Source organism: Duganella radicis, assembly GCF_009720825.1.
Lineage (GTDB): Bacteria > Pseudomonadota > Gammaproteobacteria > Burkholderiales > Burkholderiaceae_D > Rugamonas > Rugamonas radicis.
In genome coordinates this window covers 146157-163974 of record NZ_WNKY01000005.1, presented here as the reverse complement: position 1 = coordinate 163974, position 17818 = coordinate 146157, and the positions used below count along the sequence as shown (strand labels likewise).

Annotated in this window: 16 protein-coding genes and 1 pseudogene; all 17 read left to right on the top strand. The window is 60.6% G+C overall.

Features of this window, described 5'->3' with window-relative positions; genetic code table 11:
* Nucleotides 1-10 precede the first annotated feature (10 nt).
* Nucleotides 11-1663: a DNA repair protein RecN gene (gene recN, locus GM676_RS07945; RefSeq protein ID WP_155462983.1), complete on the top strand. Its 1653-nt coding sequence runs from the start codon at nucleotides 11-13 to the stop codon at nucleotides 1661-1663.
* A 68-nt stretch (nucleotides 1664-1731) separates the two neighbouring features.
* Nucleotides 1732-1983, top strand: coding sequence for a hypothetical protein (locus GM676_RS07940; RefSeq protein ID WP_170304249.1), 252 nt, complete (start codon nucleotides 1732-1734; stop codon nucleotides 1981-1983).
* A 34-nt stretch (nucleotides 1984-2017) separates the two neighbouring features.
* Nucleotides 2018-3136: a ferrochelatase gene (gene hemH / locus GM676_RS07935; protein ID WP_155462981.1), complete on the top strand. Its 1119-nt coding sequence runs from the start codon at nucleotides 2018-2020 to the stop codon at nucleotides 3134-3136.
* Between the two features lie 212 nt (nucleotides 3137-3348).
* Entirely contained in the window at nucleotides 3349-3897 is a 549-nt protein-coding gene (gene grpE, locus GM676_RS07930; RefSeq protein ID WP_155462980.1) for a nucleotide exchange factor GrpE, read from the top strand.
* A gap of 75 nt (nucleotides 3898-3972) precedes the next feature.
* Nucleotides 3973-5916: a molecular chaperone DnaK gene (gene dnaK / locus GM676_RS07925; protein WP_155462979.1), complete on the top strand. Its 1944-nt coding sequence runs from the start codon at nucleotides 3973-3975 to the stop codon at nucleotides 5914-5916.
* Nucleotides 5917-6023: 107 nt separating this feature from the next.
* Nucleotides 6024-7145, top strand: a complete 1122-nt coding sequence (dnaJ, locus tag GM676_RS07920; protein ID WP_155462978.1) for a molecular chaperone DnaJ — start codon at nucleotides 6024-6026, stop codon at nucleotides 7143-7145.
* Nucleotides 7146-7244: 99 nt separating this feature from the next.
* Complete coding sequence (gene can / locus GM676_RS07915) at nucleotides 7245-7916, top strand: carbonate dehydratase (RefSeq protein ID WP_155462977.1); 672 nt, start codon at nucleotides 7245-7247, stop codon at nucleotides 7914-7916.
* 393 nt (nucleotides 7917-8309) lie between these two features.
* Entirely contained in the window at nucleotides 8310-9371 is a 1062-nt protein-coding gene (locus GM676_RS07910; protein ID WP_155462976.1) for a type IV toxin-antitoxin system AbiEi family antitoxin, read from the top strand.
* Nucleotides 9346-10197, top strand: a complete 852-nt coding sequence (locus GM676_RS07905) for a nucleotidyl transferase AbiEii/AbiGii toxin family protein (RefSeq protein WP_155462975.1) — start codon at nucleotides 9346-9348, stop codon at nucleotides 10195-10197. Before GM676_RS07910 ends, GM676_RS07905 begins: the two co-directional genes overlap by 26 nt.
* 78 nt (nucleotides 10198-10275) lie before the next feature.
* Nucleotides 10276-11044, top strand: a pseudogene (locus GM676_RS07900) (TauD/TfdA dioxygenase family protein).
* A gap of 26 nt (nucleotides 11045-11070) precedes the next feature.
* Nucleotides 11071-12066, top strand: coding sequence for an ABC transporter substrate-binding protein (locus tag GM676_RS07895; protein WP_155462974.1), 996 nt, complete (start codon nucleotides 11071-11073; stop codon nucleotides 12064-12066).
* A complete protein-coding gene (locus GM676_RS07890) occupies nucleotides 12063-12914 on the top strand; it encodes an ABC transporter ATP-binding protein (RefSeq protein WP_155462973.1) in 852 nt (283 codons plus the stop codon). Before GM676_RS07895 ends, GM676_RS07890 begins: the two co-directional genes overlap by 4 nt.
* Nucleotides 12911-13783: an ABC transporter permease gene (locus GM676_RS07885; protein WP_155462972.1), complete on the top strand. Its 873-nt coding sequence runs from the start codon at nucleotides 12911-12913 to the stop codon at nucleotides 13781-13783. Before GM676_RS07890 ends, GM676_RS07885 begins: the two co-directional genes overlap by 4 nt.
* A 128-nt stretch (nucleotides 13784-13911) precedes the next feature.
* Nucleotides 13912-14529, top strand: coding sequence for an ANTAR domain-containing response regulator (locus GM676_RS07880; RefSeq protein WP_155462971.1), 618 nt, complete (start codon nucleotides 13912-13914; stop codon nucleotides 14527-14529).
* A 361-nt stretch (nucleotides 14530-14890) separates the two neighbouring features.
* Nucleotides 14891-16063, top strand: coding sequence for a CmpA/NrtA family ABC transporter substrate-binding protein (locus tag GM676_RS07875; protein WP_155462970.1), 1173 nt, complete (start codon nucleotides 14891-14893; stop codon nucleotides 16061-16063).
* A 15-nt stretch (nucleotides 16064-16078) separates the two neighbouring features.
* Nucleotides 16079-16996: a nitrate ABC transporter permease gene (gene ntrB / locus GM676_RS07870; protein WP_155462969.1), complete on the top strand. Its 918-nt coding sequence runs from the start codon at nucleotides 16079-16081 to the stop codon at nucleotides 16994-16996.
* A gap of 11 nt (nucleotides 16997-17007) precedes the next feature.
* Nucleotides 17008-17811: an ABC transporter ATP-binding protein gene (locus tag GM676_RS07865; protein ID WP_155462968.1), complete on the top strand. Its 804-nt coding sequence runs from the start codon at nucleotides 17008-17010 to the stop codon at nucleotides 17809-17811.
* Nucleotides 17812-17818 lie beyond the last annotated feature (7 nt).

The following is a 17818-nucleotide window of genomic DNA, read 5'->3' as shown; positions in this document are numbered from 1 at the left end:
ACAGGTCTTCATGCTGCGCACCCTGTCCATCCGTGATTTCGTTATCGTCGATACGATAGAACTGGAATTTTCCGCCGGCTTCACCGTGTTCACCGGCGAGACCGGGGCCGGCAAGTCGATCCTGATCGATGCGTTGACGCTGGCGCTGGGCGGACGCGGCGACGCCAGCGTGGTGCGCGAGGGCGCGGCCAAGGCCGATATCACGGCCGATTTCGCGCTCAGCGAGCAGGCGTGCGACTGGCTGGCGGCGCATGAGTTCGCGGTGGAAGAGGGCGGCGCGCTGCTGCGCCGCGTGATCGACAACGCCGGCCGCAGCAAGGCTTACATCAACGGCGTCGCCGCCACGGCGTCGCAGCTGCGCGAGCTGGGCGACCTGTTGGTCGACATTCACGGCCAGCACGCGCACCAGTCGCTGATGAAGACCGAGGCGCAGCGCGATCTGCTGGACGGCCAGGCCGGCGCCGGCGGCGAGGCGCGCGCGGTGTCGGCGGCCTACAAGGCGTGGCGCGCGCTGGCCAGGCAGCTGGAGGAATTCGAGACCAATGCCGCCAACGTGCTGTACGAGCGCGAGCGGCTGGAGTGGCAGGTCAATGAGCTGGAAAAGCTGGCGGTCCAGCCGGGCGAGTGGGCGGAGGTCAGCAACGAGCAAAGCCGCCTGTCGCACGCCGCCAGTCTGATGGAGGGCGCGCAGGAGGCGCTGGCGGCGATTTCGGAGGCGGAGGATCATCCGATCCTGTCGCAGCTGTCGTCGTTGAACCAGAAGCTGGGCAAGCTGGCCGATATCGACAGCGGCTTGCAGCCGATCGTGGACCTGATCGAGCCGGCGCGCATCCAGTTGCAGGAAGCGGTGTATGCGCTCAACGATTATCTGGACCGCGTGGATCTCGACCCGGCGCGCCTGCGCACGGTGGAGGCGCGCATGGACGCCATCCATTCGGCCGCGCGCAAGTTCCGCGTGCCGGAAGATGAGCTGCCGCAGGAACACGCCAAGCTGGCCACGCGCCTGTCGCAGCTGGCCGACGCCACTGATCTGGAAGGCTTGCGCAAGCAGGAAGAGAAATTGAAGTCGGCCTACATGGCGGAGGCGGGCAAGCTGTCGGCCGCGCGCGTGCGCGCCGCCCGGCAGCTGGGTGACGCGGTCACCAAGGCCATGCAGGAGTTGAACATGACGGGCGGCCGTTTCGAAGTGGCGCTGAATGCGTGCGAGCCGGCGGCGTACGGTCTGGAGCAGGTGGAATTCCTGGTGGCCGGCCACGCGGGCGTGGCGGCGCGCCCGCTGGCCAAGGTGGCGTCGGGCGGCGAACTGGCGCGCATTTCGCTGGCGATTTCAGTGATCACTTCGAACGCGACCACGGTGCCGACCCTGATCTTCGATGAAGTGGACAGCGGCATCGGCGGCGGCGTAGCGGAAGTGGTGGGCCGCCTGCTGCGCCGGCTGGGACAGGAGCGCCAGGTGCTGTGCGTGACGCACTTGCCGCAGGTGGCCAGCCAGGCGGGCCAGCACTTCCAGGTGGCCAAGGGCACGCTGGACAACGGCAAAACCGCCTCGCGCATCGACGTGCTGGATGCCAAATCCCGCGTGGAAGAAATCGCCCGCATGCTGGGCGGCCTGGAAATCACCGCCACCACCCGCAAACACGCCCGCGAGCTGCTCGCCTCTTGATATAGATCAGACCAGCGTGCATTAAAAGGATTAAGATTGATCATTGCCCTTTTTTACAAGGGGAGGCGATGATGGAAACAGAGCAACGGTTTGAGAAGCAAGAAGCTTTCGCAGATGACACGAAGCAGCGGCTTGTGCGCATTGAAACACAGCTTAGCGGTATGGAGTTGCGCATGGCTACAAGAGAGGAGATTGCCGGTCTTCGAACGGACATTTATCAATTGGAAGTTCGAATGGTGGAATGGTTTATTTTTGCCGCTTTTGGAATGACCACGGTCATGGGCGGCGTTGCCGTCGCGGCAATCAGGCTTATGCATTAAGATAACGGCTAACGGTATTCCCCTTTAGCCATTCATGACCTTCCAAAAAGAACCTCCGCACAAGCACGGCAATGTTGGCCGCAGCGCCATCGTGCTGGTCAACCTCGGTACGCCCGATGCGCCGACTGCTTCCGCCGTGCGCCGCTATCTCAAGCAGTTCCTGTCCGACCCGCGCGTGGTCGAGATTCCCCGTGTGATCTGGTGGTTCATCCTCAACCTGATCATCCTGCCGTTCCGCTCCGGCCAGTCGGCGAAAAAATACGCCACCATCTGGACCAACGAAGGCTCGCCGCTGCGCACCCATACCGACGCCCAGGCGCTCGGCCTGCGCGCCGCGCTCGGCGAACGCGGCCATCAGGACCTGACCGTCGCCGTGGCCATGCGCTACGGCTCGCCGTCGCTGCCGGAAGTGCTGTCCAAGCTGAAGCAGGACGGCGCCGACCGCATCCTGCTGCTGCCGGCCTATCCGCAATACTCCGGCACCACCACCGGCTCCATCTACGATGCCGTGTTCCAGCATTACGGCAGCGTGCGCAACATCCCGGAGCTGCGCTTCGTGCGCAACTACCACGACCACGACGGCTATATCCGCGCCCTGCGCGACTCCGTGCTCAACCACTGGGAACAGCACGGCAAGCCGGAAAAGCTGGTGATGTCCTTCCACGGCGTACCCAAGCGCACCCTGATGCTGGGCGATCCCTACCACTGCGAATGCCTGAAAACCGCGCGCCTGCTGGCCGCCGCCCTCAAGCTGAAACCGGACGAGTACGTCGTCACCTTCCAGTCGCGCTTCGGCAAGGCCGAGTGGCTGCAACCTTACACCGCGCCGACCGTGGCCCAGCTGGCGCGCGACGGCGTGCGCCGTGTGGACGTGATCTGCCCCGGCTTCATCGCCGACTGCCTGGAAACGCTGGAGGAAATCAGCATGGAAGTGCGCCATGAATTCGAAAGCAACGGCGGCGCCCAAGGGGCCGGGTTCCATTACATCCCTTGCCTGAACGAATCGCCGGCCTGGATCGCCGCGCTGGCCGAGATTGCCGAACAGCACATCATCGGCTGGCCGACGCAGCTGGCGCCGTCGCAGCGCGAGGCGCTGAAAAAAGACGCCGAAGCCGGCCGCGCCGTCGCCCTGCAACTGGGCGCATCTGACTGAAACGCAACAATCCCGCCACCATCCCACCGTCACCCGACAATCAGCACTTGCGGGTGACGAGTGCCAGCCTGTTAAAATAGCCGCCTGATGCAAGCTTAACCTTGTCGAAATGGCAGGCAAATAAACCCTTGAAATCGTAGGTTATTGCCCCATTTGCTGCCACAGCGGTAACAAAAGTAATGTCAAACAAATACGATTGTAGGAGTCTTTAGATGCAAGATCAGGAAAACCAAGCCGTACCACCTAATCCAGAGGCGGCCGAAGCCGCTGCGTCGGCCCCACCATCGACCCCGGAAACCGGCCCATCGTTGGAAGAACAGCTGGCCGCCACCGAAGCCAAACTGGCTGAAATGCACGACGCCTTCATGCGCGCCAAAGCCGACGGTGAAAACATCCGCCGCCGCGCCCAGGAAGATGTGGCCAAGGCCCATAAATTCGCTGTCGAAAGCTTTGCCGAAGCCATGGTGCCGGTCAAGGACAGCCTGGAAATGGCCCTGAAAGTCGACACGCCCACCGTGGAATCGCTGAAAGAAGGCGTGGAAATGACGCTGAAACAGCTGTCCTCGGCCTTCGAGCGCAACCGCCTGATCGCCATCGAACCGGCGCAGGGCGAGAAGCTGGACCCGAACAAGCACCAGGCCGTGGCCGTGGTGCCTGCCGAGCAGGAAGCCAATACCGTTGTTGCTGTGCTGCAAAAAGGTTATATGATCGCCGACCGCCTGCTGCGTCCGGCCATCGTCACCGCGGCGCAAGCGAAGTAATTTTAAGCTCTTGAAACGACAGAGTTTTTCCACATATTAGTACCATCTGAACTTTAGCAAATAAGGAATAAAATCATGGGTCGTATTATCGGTATCGATTTGGGAACCACCAACTCCTGCGTTTCCGTCATGGAAAACGGCCAGCCTAAGGTCATCGAAAACGCCGAAGGCGCGCGCACGACGCCATCTATCATTGCTTATCAAGAAGATGGTGAAATCCTGGTCGGCGCACCGGCGAAACGCCAGGCCGTGACCAACCCAAAAAACACCCTGTTCGCGGTCAAACGCCTGATCGGCCGTAAGTTCGACGAGAAGGAAGTGCAGAAGGACATCGGCCTGATGCCTTACGCCATCACCAAGGCAGACAACGGCGACGCCTGGATCAGCGTGCGCGACAAGAAACTGGCGCCACCGCAAATCTCGGCCGAAGTGCTGCGCAAGATGAAGAAAACCGCGGAAGACTACCTGGGTGAAGAAGTCACCGAGGCCGTCATCACCGTGCCTGCGTACTTCAACGACTCGCAGCGCCAGGCCACCAAAGACGCCGGCCGTATCGCTGGCCTGGACGTCAAGCGCATCATCAACGAACCAACCGCGGCAGCCCTGGCCTTCGGCCTGGACAAGTCGGAAAAGGGCGACCGCAAGATCGCCGTGTACGACTTGGGCGGCGGTACTTTCGACGTCTCGATCATTGAAATCGCCGACGTCGATGGCGAGAAGCAGTTCGAAGTGCTGTCGACCAACGGCGACACCTTCCTGGGCGGCGAAGACTTCGACCAGCGCGTGATCGACTACATCATCGAAGAGTTCAAGAAGATCAACGGCCTGGACCTGAAAAAAGATCCGATCGCCCTGCAACGCATCAAGGCTTCGGCCGAGCGCGCGAAGATCGAACTGTCGTCGTCGGCGCAGACCGAAATCAACGAGCCGTACATCGCCATGGCGAACGGCGCACCGGTCCACCTGACCCTGAAGATCACCCGCGCCAAGCTGGAAGCGCTGGTGGAGGAACTGATCAACGCCACCATCGAGCCATGCCGCACCGCCATCAAGGACGCGGGCGTGAAGGTGACGGACATCGACGACATCATCCTGGTCGGCGGCATGACCCGCATGCCCAAGGTGCAGGAAAAGGTCAAGGAGTTCTTCGGCAAGGACCCACGCAAGGACGTGAACCCGGACGAAGCGGTCGCGGTTGGCGCGGCGATTCAAGGTTCGGTGCTGTCGGGCGAGCGCAAAGACCTGCTGCTGCTGGACGTGACCCCGCTGTCGCTGGGCATCGAAACCCTGGGCGGCGTGATGACCAAGATGATCCACAAGAACACCACGATCCCGACCAAGTTCTCGCAAGTGTTCTCGACCGCCGACGACAACCAGCCAGCGGTGACCATCAAGGTCTACCAGGGCGAGCGTGAAATCGCGGCCGGCAACAAGGGCCTGGGCGAATTCAATCTGGAAGGCATCCCGCCAGCGGCACGCGGCACCCCACAGATCGAAGTGACCTTCGACATCGACGCCAACGGCATTCTGCACGTGGGCGCCAAGGACAAGGCCACCGGCAAAGAGAACAAGATCACGATCAAGGCCAACTCGGGCCTGACCGAAGCGGAAATCCAGAAAATGGTGAAGGACGCCGAAGTCAACGCCGAGGAAGACAAGAAAGTGAAGGAACTGGCCGAGTCGCGCAACCAGGCCGACGCGCTGGTGCACTCGACCCGCAAGTCGCTGACCGAATACGGCGACAAGCTGGAAGGCGGCGAGAAAGAGAAGATCGAAGCGGCGATCAACGACCTGGAAGCCTCGATCAAGTCGGGCGACAAGGCCGAGATCGACGCCAAGGTGGCTGCCCTGTCGACCGCCTCGCAGAAGCTGGGCGAGAAGATGTATGCTGACATGCAAGCCCAGCAAGCCGCTGGCGGCGCCGAAGGTGGCGCGGCCCCGGGCGCCGGCGCCGAGCAGGCCAAGCCGCAGGACGACGTGGTCGACGCCGACTTCAAGGAAGTCAAAGACAGCAAGTAATCGCCATCCCCGCGCAAGCGGGTTTGGCCAGCCGAGTCGTGTGGCAGCGCCGCCGGCTCGGCTTTTTCGCATAAATCAGTACAGAATATAAGCAAGGTTACGACAACATGGCAAAGCGTGATTTCTACGAAGTACTCGGTGTTGCAAAGAGCGCCTCCGAGGACGAGATCAAGAAGGCCTATCGCAAACTGGCTATGAAGTACCATCCGGACCGCAATCCGGACAGCAAGGACGCGGAAGAGAAATTCAAGGAAGTCAAAGAAGCCTACGAGATGCTGACCAATCCAGAGAAGCGCGAGGCGTATGACCGCTACGGTCACGCCGGCGTCGATCCGAACATGGGCGGCGGTGGCGGCTTTGGCGGCGGCGGTTTCGGCGATGCCTTCGGCGACATCTTTGGCGACATCTTCGGCGGCGGCCGCGGCCGCAGCCAGGGCCCGCAGGTGTACCGTGGCGCCGACCTGCGCTACAACCTGGAGATCACGCTGGAACAGGCCGCGCACGGCTTCGACACCACCATCCGCGTGCCGTCGTGGGACAAGTGCGACACCTGCCACGGTTCCGGCGCCAAGCCGGGCACCTCGCCGGTGACCTGCTCGACCTGCGCCGGCCACGGCCAGGTGCGCATGCAGCAGGGCTTCTTCAGCATCCAGCAGACCTGCCCGAAATGCCATGGCACCGGCAAGATCATTCCCGAGCCATGCGCCGCGTGCTCGGGCCAGGGCCGCATCAAGCGCAACAAGACGCTGGAAGTGAAGATCCCGGTTGGTATCGACAACGGCATGCGTATCCGCTCGTCCGGCAACGGCGAACCGGGCACCAATGGCGGTCCGTCGGGCGACTTGTACGTGGAAATCCACATCAAGCCGCACAGCGTGTTCCAGCGCGAAGGCGACGACCTGCACTGCGAAATGCCGATTTCCTTCGCCAAGGCGGCGTTGGGCGGCGAAATCGAGGTGCCGACCTTGTCTGGTAAAGTAGCGTTTACGATCCCCGAGGGTACCCAGTCGGGCAAGACCTTCCGCCTGAAAGGCAAGGGCATCAAGGGCGTGCGTTCCGGCTTCGCCGGCGATCTGTTCTGCCACGTGGCGGTCGAGACCCCGGTCAAGCTGACCGAGAAGCAGAAGGAACTGCTGCGCGAGTTTGAGAAGTCGACCACCGAAGGCGGCGCCAAGCACAGCCCACAGACGAAAACCTGGCGCGACAAGGTAAAGGACTTTTTTGAGTAATCAATGGGTCACTGAGTTGTCACGTTGAATCGGTAATATCCAGACCGCCGCGCTGCTTTTCAGCAGACCGGCGGTCTTCTTATGTACGAGAGGAGCATCATGGAAAGCCTGAAGAACAGCACATCCCCCCTGCGTCACCTGCTGGAGAACAACCGCAAATGGGCCGCATCGGAAGTGGAACGCGACCCGGACTTCTTCAACCGCCTGGCCAACCAGGCCGCGCCGGAATACCTGTGGATCGGTTGCTCGGACAGCCGCGTGCCGGCGAATGAACTGCTGGGCCTGGCGCCGGGCGACGTGTTCGTCCACCGCAACATCGCCAACGTGGTGGTGCACTCCGACCTGAACTGCCTGTCGGTGTTGCAGTTCGCGATCGAGGTGCTGAAGGTCAAGCACGTGATCATCGTCGGCCATTACGGCTGCAAGGGCGTGCACGCCGCCATGACCGGCACCCGCGTCGGCCTGGTGGACAACTGGTTGCGCCACGTCTACGACGTCAACCAGAAGCACGAGCGCTACCTGGGCAGCGTGGTCAACGAGCAGAAGCGTTCGGAGCGCCTGGTCGAACTGAACGTGGTGGAGCAGGTGAACAACGTGGTGCAAACCACCATCGTGCGCGACGCCTGGGACCGCGGCCAGGAACTGACCGTGCACGGCTGGGTCTACGGCATCAACGACGGCAAGCTGCAAGACATGGGCATCGCCGTCAGCTCCCTGGAGCAGCTGGCCCCGGCGGTGCAGCAACGCCTGGCGAAATACGAAACCGCGTAAGAACAGTTTTAGGCCGATCCAGTTGTCCTAAAATTAGAGCGATCTAACGGAGGACAACATGGATCGCTTTAAGTTAAGCAGCAATGCCCTCGGGATTGCTGCCCGCAGCGCGAGCACCAGCTACAAGGAGGTGCTACCTCCCCAGGTGCTCGCCCTATCCTCCATTCCGTGATCACGCTGCTGGACGAAGTTCCCTCCACATCCTTACCCCTGCCGTCGCGCTTGAGTCATAAGGACCTCTTGAAGCCAACTATGGAGACTAATTGCATTAATATACGGGGATTCAATTTTTAGTTATTTTCACGTTCCGTGAATTTTTAAATTTATTGAAAATAACGTGATATTTTCATAAAATGGAAGAATTCACGGATCGTGAAAACGAGGGGGAATTGAATGAATCAGCCGACATACGAATTGGAGCAGACTTTGCTCTACAACGCTCTTGACGCGCTACGGGAAAAAACCGAAATTCAAGGTACCGTGGTTGAGATCCATCCAAAGGTCGGAGTTGCCTATGAAGCAGATGCCTCTGTGGATCTCATACTGGACGGGCAAACCCATCATTACATTGTGGAATGTAAAACGGCGATCGACCGAAAAATACAGCTGGACCAGATTGATCTCCGTTCGAGACAAATCAGCTCCCCACTCATATTGGTAACTGAATACATGAGCAAGGAGCTTGCTGTGTACTGCCGGACCGTCGGCCTACAGTTCATCGATACACACGGGAACGCCTACTTAAGGAGCAGAGGTCTGTTCGTCTTTACGGTAGGTGAAAAAAACGCACACAGACAGCAATTATCCAAAGCACCCAAAGGCCTTACAAACGCAGCAGCCTTACGTGTTATTTTTGCTTTGCTATGCGAGCCGGATCTCATTAATGCGACATACAAGGAGATCGCGGCAATCTCAGGTGTGGCGATAGGTACCGCTTACAACGTGTTGGAGGATTTGGAACGGCGAGGCTACCTCCTCACTGGTACTAAGCACACCCGAAAAATTCTGGAACCGAATCGCCTTGTAGACGAATGGGTAGCTAACTTCCCAACTACGCTCCGTACAAAGCTTAACAGCCGTCGATTCAGTTGTCCTGATCCCTACTGGTGGAAAAATACAGATATTGGAGGCCTTCATGCAGCATGGGGAGCTGAAGTGGCGGCAGCAAGGATGTCCACAAATTTGAAGCCGTCTACTCAAACAATATATGTAGATGTAATGGAAATCCGTAATGCAATCAAGGTGCTTACGAAGACAATACGCATGAGGCCTGATCCTGAAGGACAGATTGAAGTGTTGGAGAAGTTTTGGTCGCCTGGTATTGAAACTGTTCCTGGGATCGTACCTCCATTGCTGGTGTATTCCGACCTTTTATCTTTGCTAGATCCGAGAGCAAAAGAAATTGCCACCATAATTAAGGATAACTTCATTGAGCCCACGATCAATCCTCGCTGACCGTCCTGTCGATCCGATCACGATAGAGATTCTACGTGAGGTCGCAATCGGTGCCGAAGCAGAAGGAATAGCCCACATGCTGGTCGGTGCAACCGCGCGTGACGTACTTCTCACGCATGTGTTCGGACTTGAGATCAAGCGAGCGACACACGACGTAGATTTCGCAGTTGCAGTGAAGGATTGGAATCAGTTTGAAGCGTTGCGTGCACGACTTATTGCGCGCGGAACCTTTAAGAATGGGGTGAGGGCCAAGCAGCGCCTCTACTATAAAGGCGCGGACGGCGAATACGACTATCACATCGACTTGGTTCCTTTCGGCGAGATCTCGAATGGCACCGATGAGGTAGCTTGGCCACCTGATCTCAAGACGATTATGAATGTGGCGGGCTACGAGGATGTCCTCGCGGCAGCAGAATTAGTGGAGTTCTCTCATGGGTTTGTTCAAAAAGTGGTTTCAATACCAGGACTGGCGATCCTGAAGATAGTCGCCTGGTCAGATCGTGGAAGAGACAATCCTAAAGATGCGCAAGATCTCATATTTATCATGGATAACTATGCCAATGCGGGAAATTTCGACCGAATATACGAGGTCGATGAAGCTCTGGAAGCAGGCGATGGTGACCCTGATGTGGCAGGTGTTTATTTGTTAGGATTGGATATTCGGCAGGTGGCAAGTGCGAGCACATTAAATAAACTCAAACAGATCACCGAACGAGACTTCGACAGGCTCACGACCGAAATGGTAAAACCTCTACGCTATCTTGAAAGCGTGGAAGAGCGGGTGGTATTGCGTTTGCGTTCACTACTACGAGCACTATCCGCATAAGGATATCGGATAAGCTTCGTTTTCTAAATAAGAACGGCGACATAGACTGTATGGCACATCTTTACGAGAGAGTGTGTCATGGCTGCCGTTCTTCAGGATTCTTTTCAGGTTGAGTTGTTTGATGCGCCGTTGGGCGCGGAGATTCTGGGGCTGGACCTGAACCGCCCGCTGCCGCGGCGGGACTTCCAGCGGATTCATAAGGCGCATCTGGATCACCATCTGCTGGTGTTCCGCGATCAACGCATCACGCCGCAGCAGCAAGTCGATTTCAGCCGCCGTTTCGGGCCGCTGCAAATCCATGTGCTGCGCAATTTCCAGCTGCCCTCCCATCCGGAGGTGCTGATCATTTCCAATATCATCGAGAACGGCCAGCCGCTGGGCCTGAGCGCTGTTCGCCAATATGCACCTCGCCTACGACACGCTGCCGGTCGCGCTGCGTCATGCGGTGCACGGCGCGCGTGCCGAGCATAGTTATCTCGCGCAGTACGAGGAGTTGCGCCGCCGCAGTCCGTTCCGTCCGGCGCTGACGCAGGCGCAGATCGATGAGGTCAAGCCGGTCGTGCATCCGGTGGTGCGCACGCATCCGGAGACCGGTCGCAAGGCGCTGTTCGTGAGCGAGCATTTCACCACCCGCATGGTCGGCATGCCCGAAGACGAGAGCCGCGCGCTGCTGGCCGAGTTGTTCGCGCACAGCGTGAAGCCGGAGCATGTGTATCGCCATCGCTGGGCGCCGCATGATCTGGTGTTCTGGGACAACCGCTCGCTGATGCATCTCGCCGGCGGCACGCCGGATCATCTGCGCCGCAAGCTGTATCGCACCACCATCGAAGGCGAGGTGCCTTTCTAACGCACTGTAACTCACAGAGGATAACCATGTTCAGATTGACCGCCGCCGTTCTCGCCTTGACGCTCGCCGCCGCCGCGCCGGCGCAGGCCGAGGGACGCATTCGTATCGCCGAGCAGTTCGGCGTGGTGTACCTGCTGCTCAACGTGGCGCAGGATCAGCAACTGATCGAGAAGCAGGGGAAAAAATTGGGCGTCGATATCACGGTGGAGCGCTTGCAGTTGTCGGGCGGCTCGGCGGTGAATGATGCGCTGCTGTCGGGCGCCATCGATATCGCCGGCGCCGGCGTCGGCCCGCTGCTGACGATCTGGGACCGCACCCATGGCAAGCAGAATGTGAAGGGCGTGGCTTCGCTGGGCAGCTTCCCGTACTACCTCGTCAGCACCAATCCCAGGGTGAAGTCGATTGCGGACCTGAGCGAGAAGGATCGCATTGCGCTGCCGGCGGTGACGGTGTCGGTGCAGTCGCGCATCCTGCAATACGCGGCGGCCAGGCAGTGGGGCGACAAGGAGTTTGCGCGTCTCGACAAGTACACGCAGACGTTGCCGCATCCTGACGCAGCGGCGGCCGTCATTGCGGGCGGTACGGAGATCAACGGCCACTTTGGCAATCCGCCGTTCCAGGAACAGGAGCTGGCCGCGAATCCGAATGCGCGCATCATTCTGAATTCCTACGATGTGCTGGGCGGGCCCAGCTCGGCCACGGTGCTGTATGCGACCGAGAAGTTCCGCAACGAGAATCCGAAGACCTATCGCGCCTTCACCGCCGCGCTGGCGGAGGCGGCGCAGTACATCGCCAAAAATCCGGAAGGCGCGGCCGATACCTATCTGCGCGTCAGCAAGGCCAAGGTGGATCGTGATCTGCTGGTGAAAATCATTAAGAATCCGCAGGTGAATTTCAGCGTCGCGCCGCAGAACACCTATGGCTTGGCACAGTTCCTGTACCGCGTTGGCGCGATCAAGAAGCAGCCTGCCAGCTGGCGCGATTACTTCTTTGAAGATCCCGTGATTGCGGCTGGATCATGAGCTTGCAGATCGTCAGCCCGACCGGTGGCATCCAGCCGCTGCTGCGCGCCGAGGGCGTGAGCCTGGAGTATGGCGGCACGCGCGCCACGCACGATGTCAGCTTCGATGTGTATCGCGGCGATCGCTTTGTGCTGCTGGGGCCTTCGGGTTGCGGCAAGTCTTCCCTGTTGAAGGCGGCGGCGGGCTTCATCAAGCCGGCCAGCGGCAGCATTGCCATCAACGGTGCCGAAGTGCGCGGGCCGGGGCCGGATCGCATCGTGGTGTTTCAGGAGTTCGATCAGCTGCCGCCGTGGAAGACGGTGAAGGAGAACGTCATGTTCCCGCTGCTGATGACCAAGCGCGTGAGCCGTCATGAGGCGGCCGAGCGGGCCATGCACTGGATAGCCAAGGTGGGCTTGGGCGGATTTGAGGATGCCCATCCGCACACACTGTCCGGCGGCATGAAGCAGCGCGTGGCGATTGCGCGCGCGCTGGCCATGCAGCCGGAGATGCTGTTGATGGATGAACCCTTCGCCGCGCTTGACGCGCTCACGCGACGCAAGATGCAGGAGGAGCTGGGACGTTTGTGGGAAGAGCTGCGCTTTACGCTGTTGTTTGTCACGCATTCGATTGAGGAGGCGCTGGTGGTGGGGAATCGGATCTTGCTGCTGTCGCCGCATCCGGGGCAGGTGAGGGCGGAGTTGAATAGCCATCAGTTCGATCTGGTGAGCGCTGGCAGCGCGGAGTTTCAGGCGGCCACGCAGCGCATCCACGGACTGCTGTTCGGCACCGACCCTGCCGCCAGGTGTACCTTGGGCCGCACCGGCGTACCGCCCGGCCTGCGCCGGGACGGCGGGGTGGCGCTATGAGCCTCGTCCTCGATCCGCCGATCCGCCAGGAGCGCGAATATACCGTCACGCCAGCGGCGCCGCGTCCGCCCGCTCCCGCGCTGCCGCTGGCCCGCGGCGCCTGGCGGCAAGGCTGGCTGCGCAAGACTGTGATCCTCATCCTGCTGGCCGCGATTTGGGAAGCCATCGCCCGCTGGCAAAACAACGACCTGCTGCTGCCGACCTTCCTGCAAACCGCACAAGCTTTCGTGCAAGGCCTGGCCAGCGGCGAGCTGCCGGACCGCGTGCGCGTCTCGCTCACCGTCCTGCTGCAAGGCTACCTGCTGGGCATCCTGGCCGCCTTCGCCCTGACCGCGCTGGCGGCCTCCACCCGCACCGGCCGCGACCTGCTGGAAACCCTGACCGCGATGTTCAACCCGTTGCCGGCCATCGCCCTGCTGCCGCTGGCGCTGCTCTGGTTCGGTCTCGGCAAAGCCAGCCTGCTGTTCGTGATCGTGCACGCCGTGTTGTGGCCGCTGGCGGTGGGCGCCTATGCCGGCTTCCAGTCGGTGCCCGACACCCTGCGCATGGCCGGCCGCAACTACGGCCTCACGGGCCTGCGCTTCGTGCTGCACATCCTGGTGCCGGCCGCGTTGCCGTCCATCCTGTCCGGCTTGAAAATTGGCTGGGCCTTTGCCTGGCGCACCCTGATCGCGGCCGAACTGGTGTTCGGCACCACCGCCGGGCAGGGCGGACTCGGCTGGTACATCTTCCAGAACCGCAACGAGCTGTACACCGATAAAGTGTTCGCCGGCCTGGCCGCCGTCATCCTGATAGGGTTGCTCGTAGACAACGTGGTATTCCGTCCACTCGAAACGCTGACGATACGGCGCTGGGGCATGCAAAGGTAATCAACGGCGAGGGGAGTGCTGGCAGAATTGGCGCGTTGTGCCGTAAAATCTGCAAATGCACATCGAAACTACTGGTTTGATTCTTGCTTGCAGCAGGCTCATAACCCACTCCCATGCGTAAGCCGGCCATGTCCAATTTGCGTATCGTCGTCGTCAACACCGTCATCCATGACGAGGATGACGAGTCGCTCCATGCGCAAGCCGAGCGCGCGCGGGTGCTGCGCATCGGCCTGCTGGAGGCGGGCTACGACATCATCGCTTCGCTGCCGCCGGATATGTATCTGCCGGAGCGCATCGCCCAGCTCCAGCCTGACATGATCATCGTCGACGCCGAGTCCGATGCGCGCGACGTGCTGGAGCACGTGGTCATCGCCACCCGCGACGAGCGCCGCCCCATCGTCATGTTCACCGAAGACCAGGACCCGGAAAGCATGGAAGCCGCGGTCGAAGCCGGGGTCTCGGCCTACATCGTGGCCGGCCTGCAAAGCGAGCGCATCAAACCGGTGCTGCAAGTGGCGCTGGCCCAGTTCAAGCGCGAGCAAAAGCTGCTGGACGAGCTGTCCGACACCAAGAGCAAGCTGGCCGAGCGCAAGGTGATCGAGCGCGCCAAGGGCCTGCTGATGGAGCGCCAGCGCTTCACCGAGGAGCAGGCCTACCAGAAGCTGCGCTCCATGGCGATGAGCAAAAACCTCAAGCTGTCCGAAGTGGCGCAGCGCATTCTCGACGTCGAAGACCTGTTGGGCTAAGCCGGAACGCCGCGCCCGCCCAAAATGATGCACCGCGCAAAAGCGGTGCATTTTTTTTGCCCGAAAACTCTCCTTTCCCCCTGTAAATCCGCTGGCACGGACATTGCATAACGCTATGCAAGCGCAATGCTGCGCGGATGTGTCCTGCCAACGGCGGTAGGGCCCACCAGACAACGACGTCTACCAATCATGAATTCGCTTCGTGAGGGTAGGCGTTTTTTTTTGGCTCTTAGTTATCGACGACTACAAGAAGGGAAACACCATGAACTACAAAAAACTAGGTACTCCAAAGACGGACGAAACGGTCAACGCAACACGCAGAAAAATAATTCATGGTGCAGGTCTTGTAGCGGGAGGAAGTATGTTGGGTTTGTCGACGGGTGGTGTGTGGGCAGCGGGTTCGGATAAGCCGGAGAAGGAAGAAATCAAGATCGGCTTCATCCCGCTGACCGACTGCGCCTCCGTGGTCATGGCCTCGGTGCTGGGCTTCGACAAGAAGTACGGCGTCAAATTCGTGTTGAGCAAGGAGGCCTCGTGGGCCGGTGTGCGCGACAAGCTGGCCAATGGCGACCTCGATGCGGCCCATGTGCTGTATGGCCTGCTGTACGGCGTGCAGATGGGCATTGGCGGCCAGAAGAAAGACATGGCCGTGCTGATGAGCCTCAATAACAACGGCCAGGCCATCACCCTGTCCAAGAAAGTCGCCGACAAGGGCGGCGTCGATGGCGCCTCGCTGGCCAGGCTGATGCAAACCGATAAGCGCGAATACACCTTCGCGCAGACCTTCCCGACCGGCACCCACGCCATGTGGCTGTACTACTGGCTGGCCGCCAACGGCATCAACCCGATGAAGGACGCCAAGGTCATCACCGTGCCGCCGCCGCAGATGGTGGCCAATATGCGGGTCGGTAACATGGACGGCTTCTGCGTGGGCGAGCCATGGGGCCACCGCGCCATTATGGACGGCGTCGGCATCACCGCGGTCACCACCCAGGAAATCTGGAAGGACCACCCGGAGAAGGTGCTGGGCTCCACCCTGGAATTCGCGAAAAAATATCCGAACACCTGCCGCGCCATGATGGCCGCCATTCTCGAAGCGGGCAAGTGGATCGACTCCTCGCTGGCCAACAAGAACAAGATGGCCGAAACCATCGCCGATAAATCCTACGTCAACACCAGCAAGGATGCGATCGACCAGCGCATCATGGGCCGCTACCAGAATGGCCTGGGCAAGACCTGGGACGATCCGAATCACATGAAGTTCTACAACGACGGCGCGGTCAACTTCCCGTACCTGTCGGACGGCATGTGGTTCATGACCCAGCATCGCCGCTGGGGCTTGCTGAAGGACGATCCGGATTACCTGGCCGTGGCCACCGCCGTCAATCAGATCGATCTGTACAAGGACGCCGCCACCATGACCAAGACGCCGGTGCCCAAGAGCCCGCTGCGCTCGTCGAAACTGATGGATGGTTCCGTGTGGGACGGCAAGAACCCGAAAGCGTTCGCCGCCTCGTTCAAGATCAAAGCCTGATGACGGGAGGATGCCATGAATGCCATGCTCAAACCTGATAGCGCCGAACCGGTGGCAGCCGCCATCGCCGCCAATGAAGCCGCCGCGCCCGCTGCGCCGGAACGCCGTCCACGCCGTCCGCTCGCCGCCAATTCAACGACACGGGTGCGCCAGCAAGTCTCCGCCACCGCGCTGAAAATCATCGCGCCGCTGCTGGGCGCCGCCTTGCTGGTGCTGATCTGGCAAATCATCACGGTGAAGAACAGCACCTTCCCGACGCCGGCCGCCACGCTGGAAGAAGCGGTCAAGCTGTTCTCCGATCCGTTCTACCGCAACAGCCCGAACGACCAGGGCATAGGCTGGAACCTGCTGGCCTCCTTGCAGCGTGTGGGCGTGGGCTTCGGCTTGGCCGCGCTGGTGGGCATTCCGCTGGGCTTCCTGATCGGCCGCGTGCAGTTTGCCAGCGCCATGTTCAGCCCCATTATCAGCCTGCTGAAACCGGTGTCGCCGCTGGCGTGGTTGCCGATCGGCCTGCTGGTGTTCAAGTCGGCCAACCCGGCGGCCATCTGGTCGATCTTCATCTGCTCGATCTGGCCGATGATTATCAACACCGCCATCGGCGTGCAGCGCGTGCCGCAGGACTACATGAACGTGGCGCGGGTGCTCAATCTGTCGGAATGGAAGATCCTGACCAAGATCCTGCTGCCATCGGCGCTGCCTTTCGTGCTGACCGGCGTGCGCCTGTCGATCGGCACCGCGTGGCTGGTGATCGTCGCGGCCGAGATGCTGACCGGCGGCGTGGGCATCGGCTTCTGGGTGTGGGATGAGTGGAACAACCTGAACGTCCCGCACATCATCATCGCCATCGGCGCCATTGGCCTGGTTGGCTTGCTGCTGGAGCAGGCGCTGATGGCGCTGGCCCGTGCATTCACCTACGAACAAGTATCGAACTAAGGAGCACAGTCATGGACGATCCAAAATTCATCGATATCGAAGGCGTGGAGATGGTGTTCCACACCAAAAAGGGCATCTTCCACGCGCTGCGTGAGATCGACCTCAAAGTGGCCAAGGGCGAATTCATCACCCTGATCGGCCACTCGGGCTGCGGCAAATCGACCTTGCTCAACCTGATCGCCGGCCTGTTGAAGCCGACCGACGGCGTGCTGCTATGCGCCAACCGCGAGATCGCCGGCCCGTCGCCGGAACGCTCGGTGGTGTTCCAGAACCACTCGCTGCTGCCGTGGCTGACCTGCTACGAAAACATCTACCTTGGCGTGGAGCGCGTGTTCGGCGCGGCTGAAACCAAGGCGCAGCTCAAGGAACGCACCATGGCGGCGCTGGCGCTGGTGGGCCTGACGCATGCGGAGACCAAGCGCCCGCATGAAATCTCCGGTGGCATGAAGCAGCGCGTCGGCATCGCCCGCGCGCTGGCGATGGAGCCGAAAGTGCTGCTGATGGATGAACCCTTCGGTGCGCTGGACGCCCTGACGCGCGCCCACTTGCAGGACGAACTGTTGAAGATCGTTGCCGCCACCAAGTCGACAGTGGTGATGGTGACCCACGATGTCGACGAAGCGGTGCTGCTGTCCGATCGCATCGTCATGATGACCAACGGCCCGGCCGCCACCATCGGCGAAATCGTCGATGTGCGGCTGGAGCGTCCACGTGACCGCGTGGCGCTGGCGTCGGATGCCAGGTACATGGAATACCGCACCGCGGTGCTGGAGTTCCTGTACCGGAAACAAGCGCATCCCGCCAAAGCCGCTTAACCCAAGG

Bases quoted from the DNA above. Each gene is read 5' to 3' on its own strand.
- recN (WP_155462983.1), top strand. From the start codon at position 11: ATGCTGCGCACCCTGTCCATCCGTGATTTCGTTATCGTCGATACGATA.
- GM676_RS07940 (WP_170304249.1), top strand. From the start codon at position 1,732: ATGATGGAAACAGAGCAACGGTTTGAGAAGCAAGAAGCTTTCGCAGAT.
- hemH (WP_155462981.1), top strand. From the start codon at position 2,018: ATGACCTTCCAAAAAGAACCTCCGCACAAGCACGGCAATGTTGGCCGC.
- grpE (WP_155462980.1), top strand. From the start codon at position 3,349: ATGCAAGATCAGGAAAACCAAGCCGTACCACCTAATCCAGAGGCGGCC.
- dnaK (WP_155462979.1), top strand. From the start codon at position 3,973: ATGGGTCGTATTATCGGTATCGATTTGGGAACCACCAACTCCTGCGTT.
- dnaJ (WP_155462978.1), top strand. From the start codon at position 6,024: ATGGCAAAGCGTGATTTCTACGAAGTACTCGGTGTTGCAAAGAGCGCC.
- can (WP_155462977.1), top strand. From the start codon at position 7,245: ATGGAAAGCCTGAAGAACAGCACATCCCCCCTGCGTCACCTGCTGGAG.
- GM676_RS07910 (WP_155462976.1), top strand. From the start codon at position 8,310: ATGAATCAGCCGACATACGAATTGGAGCAGACTTTGCTCTACAACGCT.
- GM676_RS07895 (WP_155462974.1), top strand. From the start codon at position 11,071: ATGTTCAGATTGACCGCCGCCGTTCTCGCCTTGACGCTCGCCGCCGCC.
- GM676_RS07890 (WP_155462973.1), top strand. From the start codon at position 12,063: ATGAGCTTGCAGATCGTCAGCCCGACCGGTGGCATCCAGCCGCTGCTG.
- GM676_RS07885 (WP_155462972.1), top strand. From the start codon at position 12,911: ATGAGCCTCGTCCTCGATCCGCCGATCCGCCAGGAGCGCGAATATACC.
- GM676_RS07880 (WP_155462971.1), top strand. From the start codon at position 13,912: ATGTCCAATTTGCGTATCGTCGTCGTCAACACCGTCATCCATGACGAG.
- GM676_RS07875 (WP_155462970.1), top strand. From the start codon at position 14,891: ATGTTGGGTTTGTCGACGGGTGGTGTGTGGGCAGCGGGTTCGGATAAG.
- ntrB (WP_155462969.1), top strand. From the start codon at position 16,079: ATGAATGCCATGCTCAAACCTGATAGCGCCGAACCGGTGGCAGCCGCC.
- GM676_RS07865 (WP_155462968.1), top strand. From the start codon at position 17,008: ATGGACGATCCAAAATTCATCGATATCGAAGGCGTGGAGATGGTGTTC.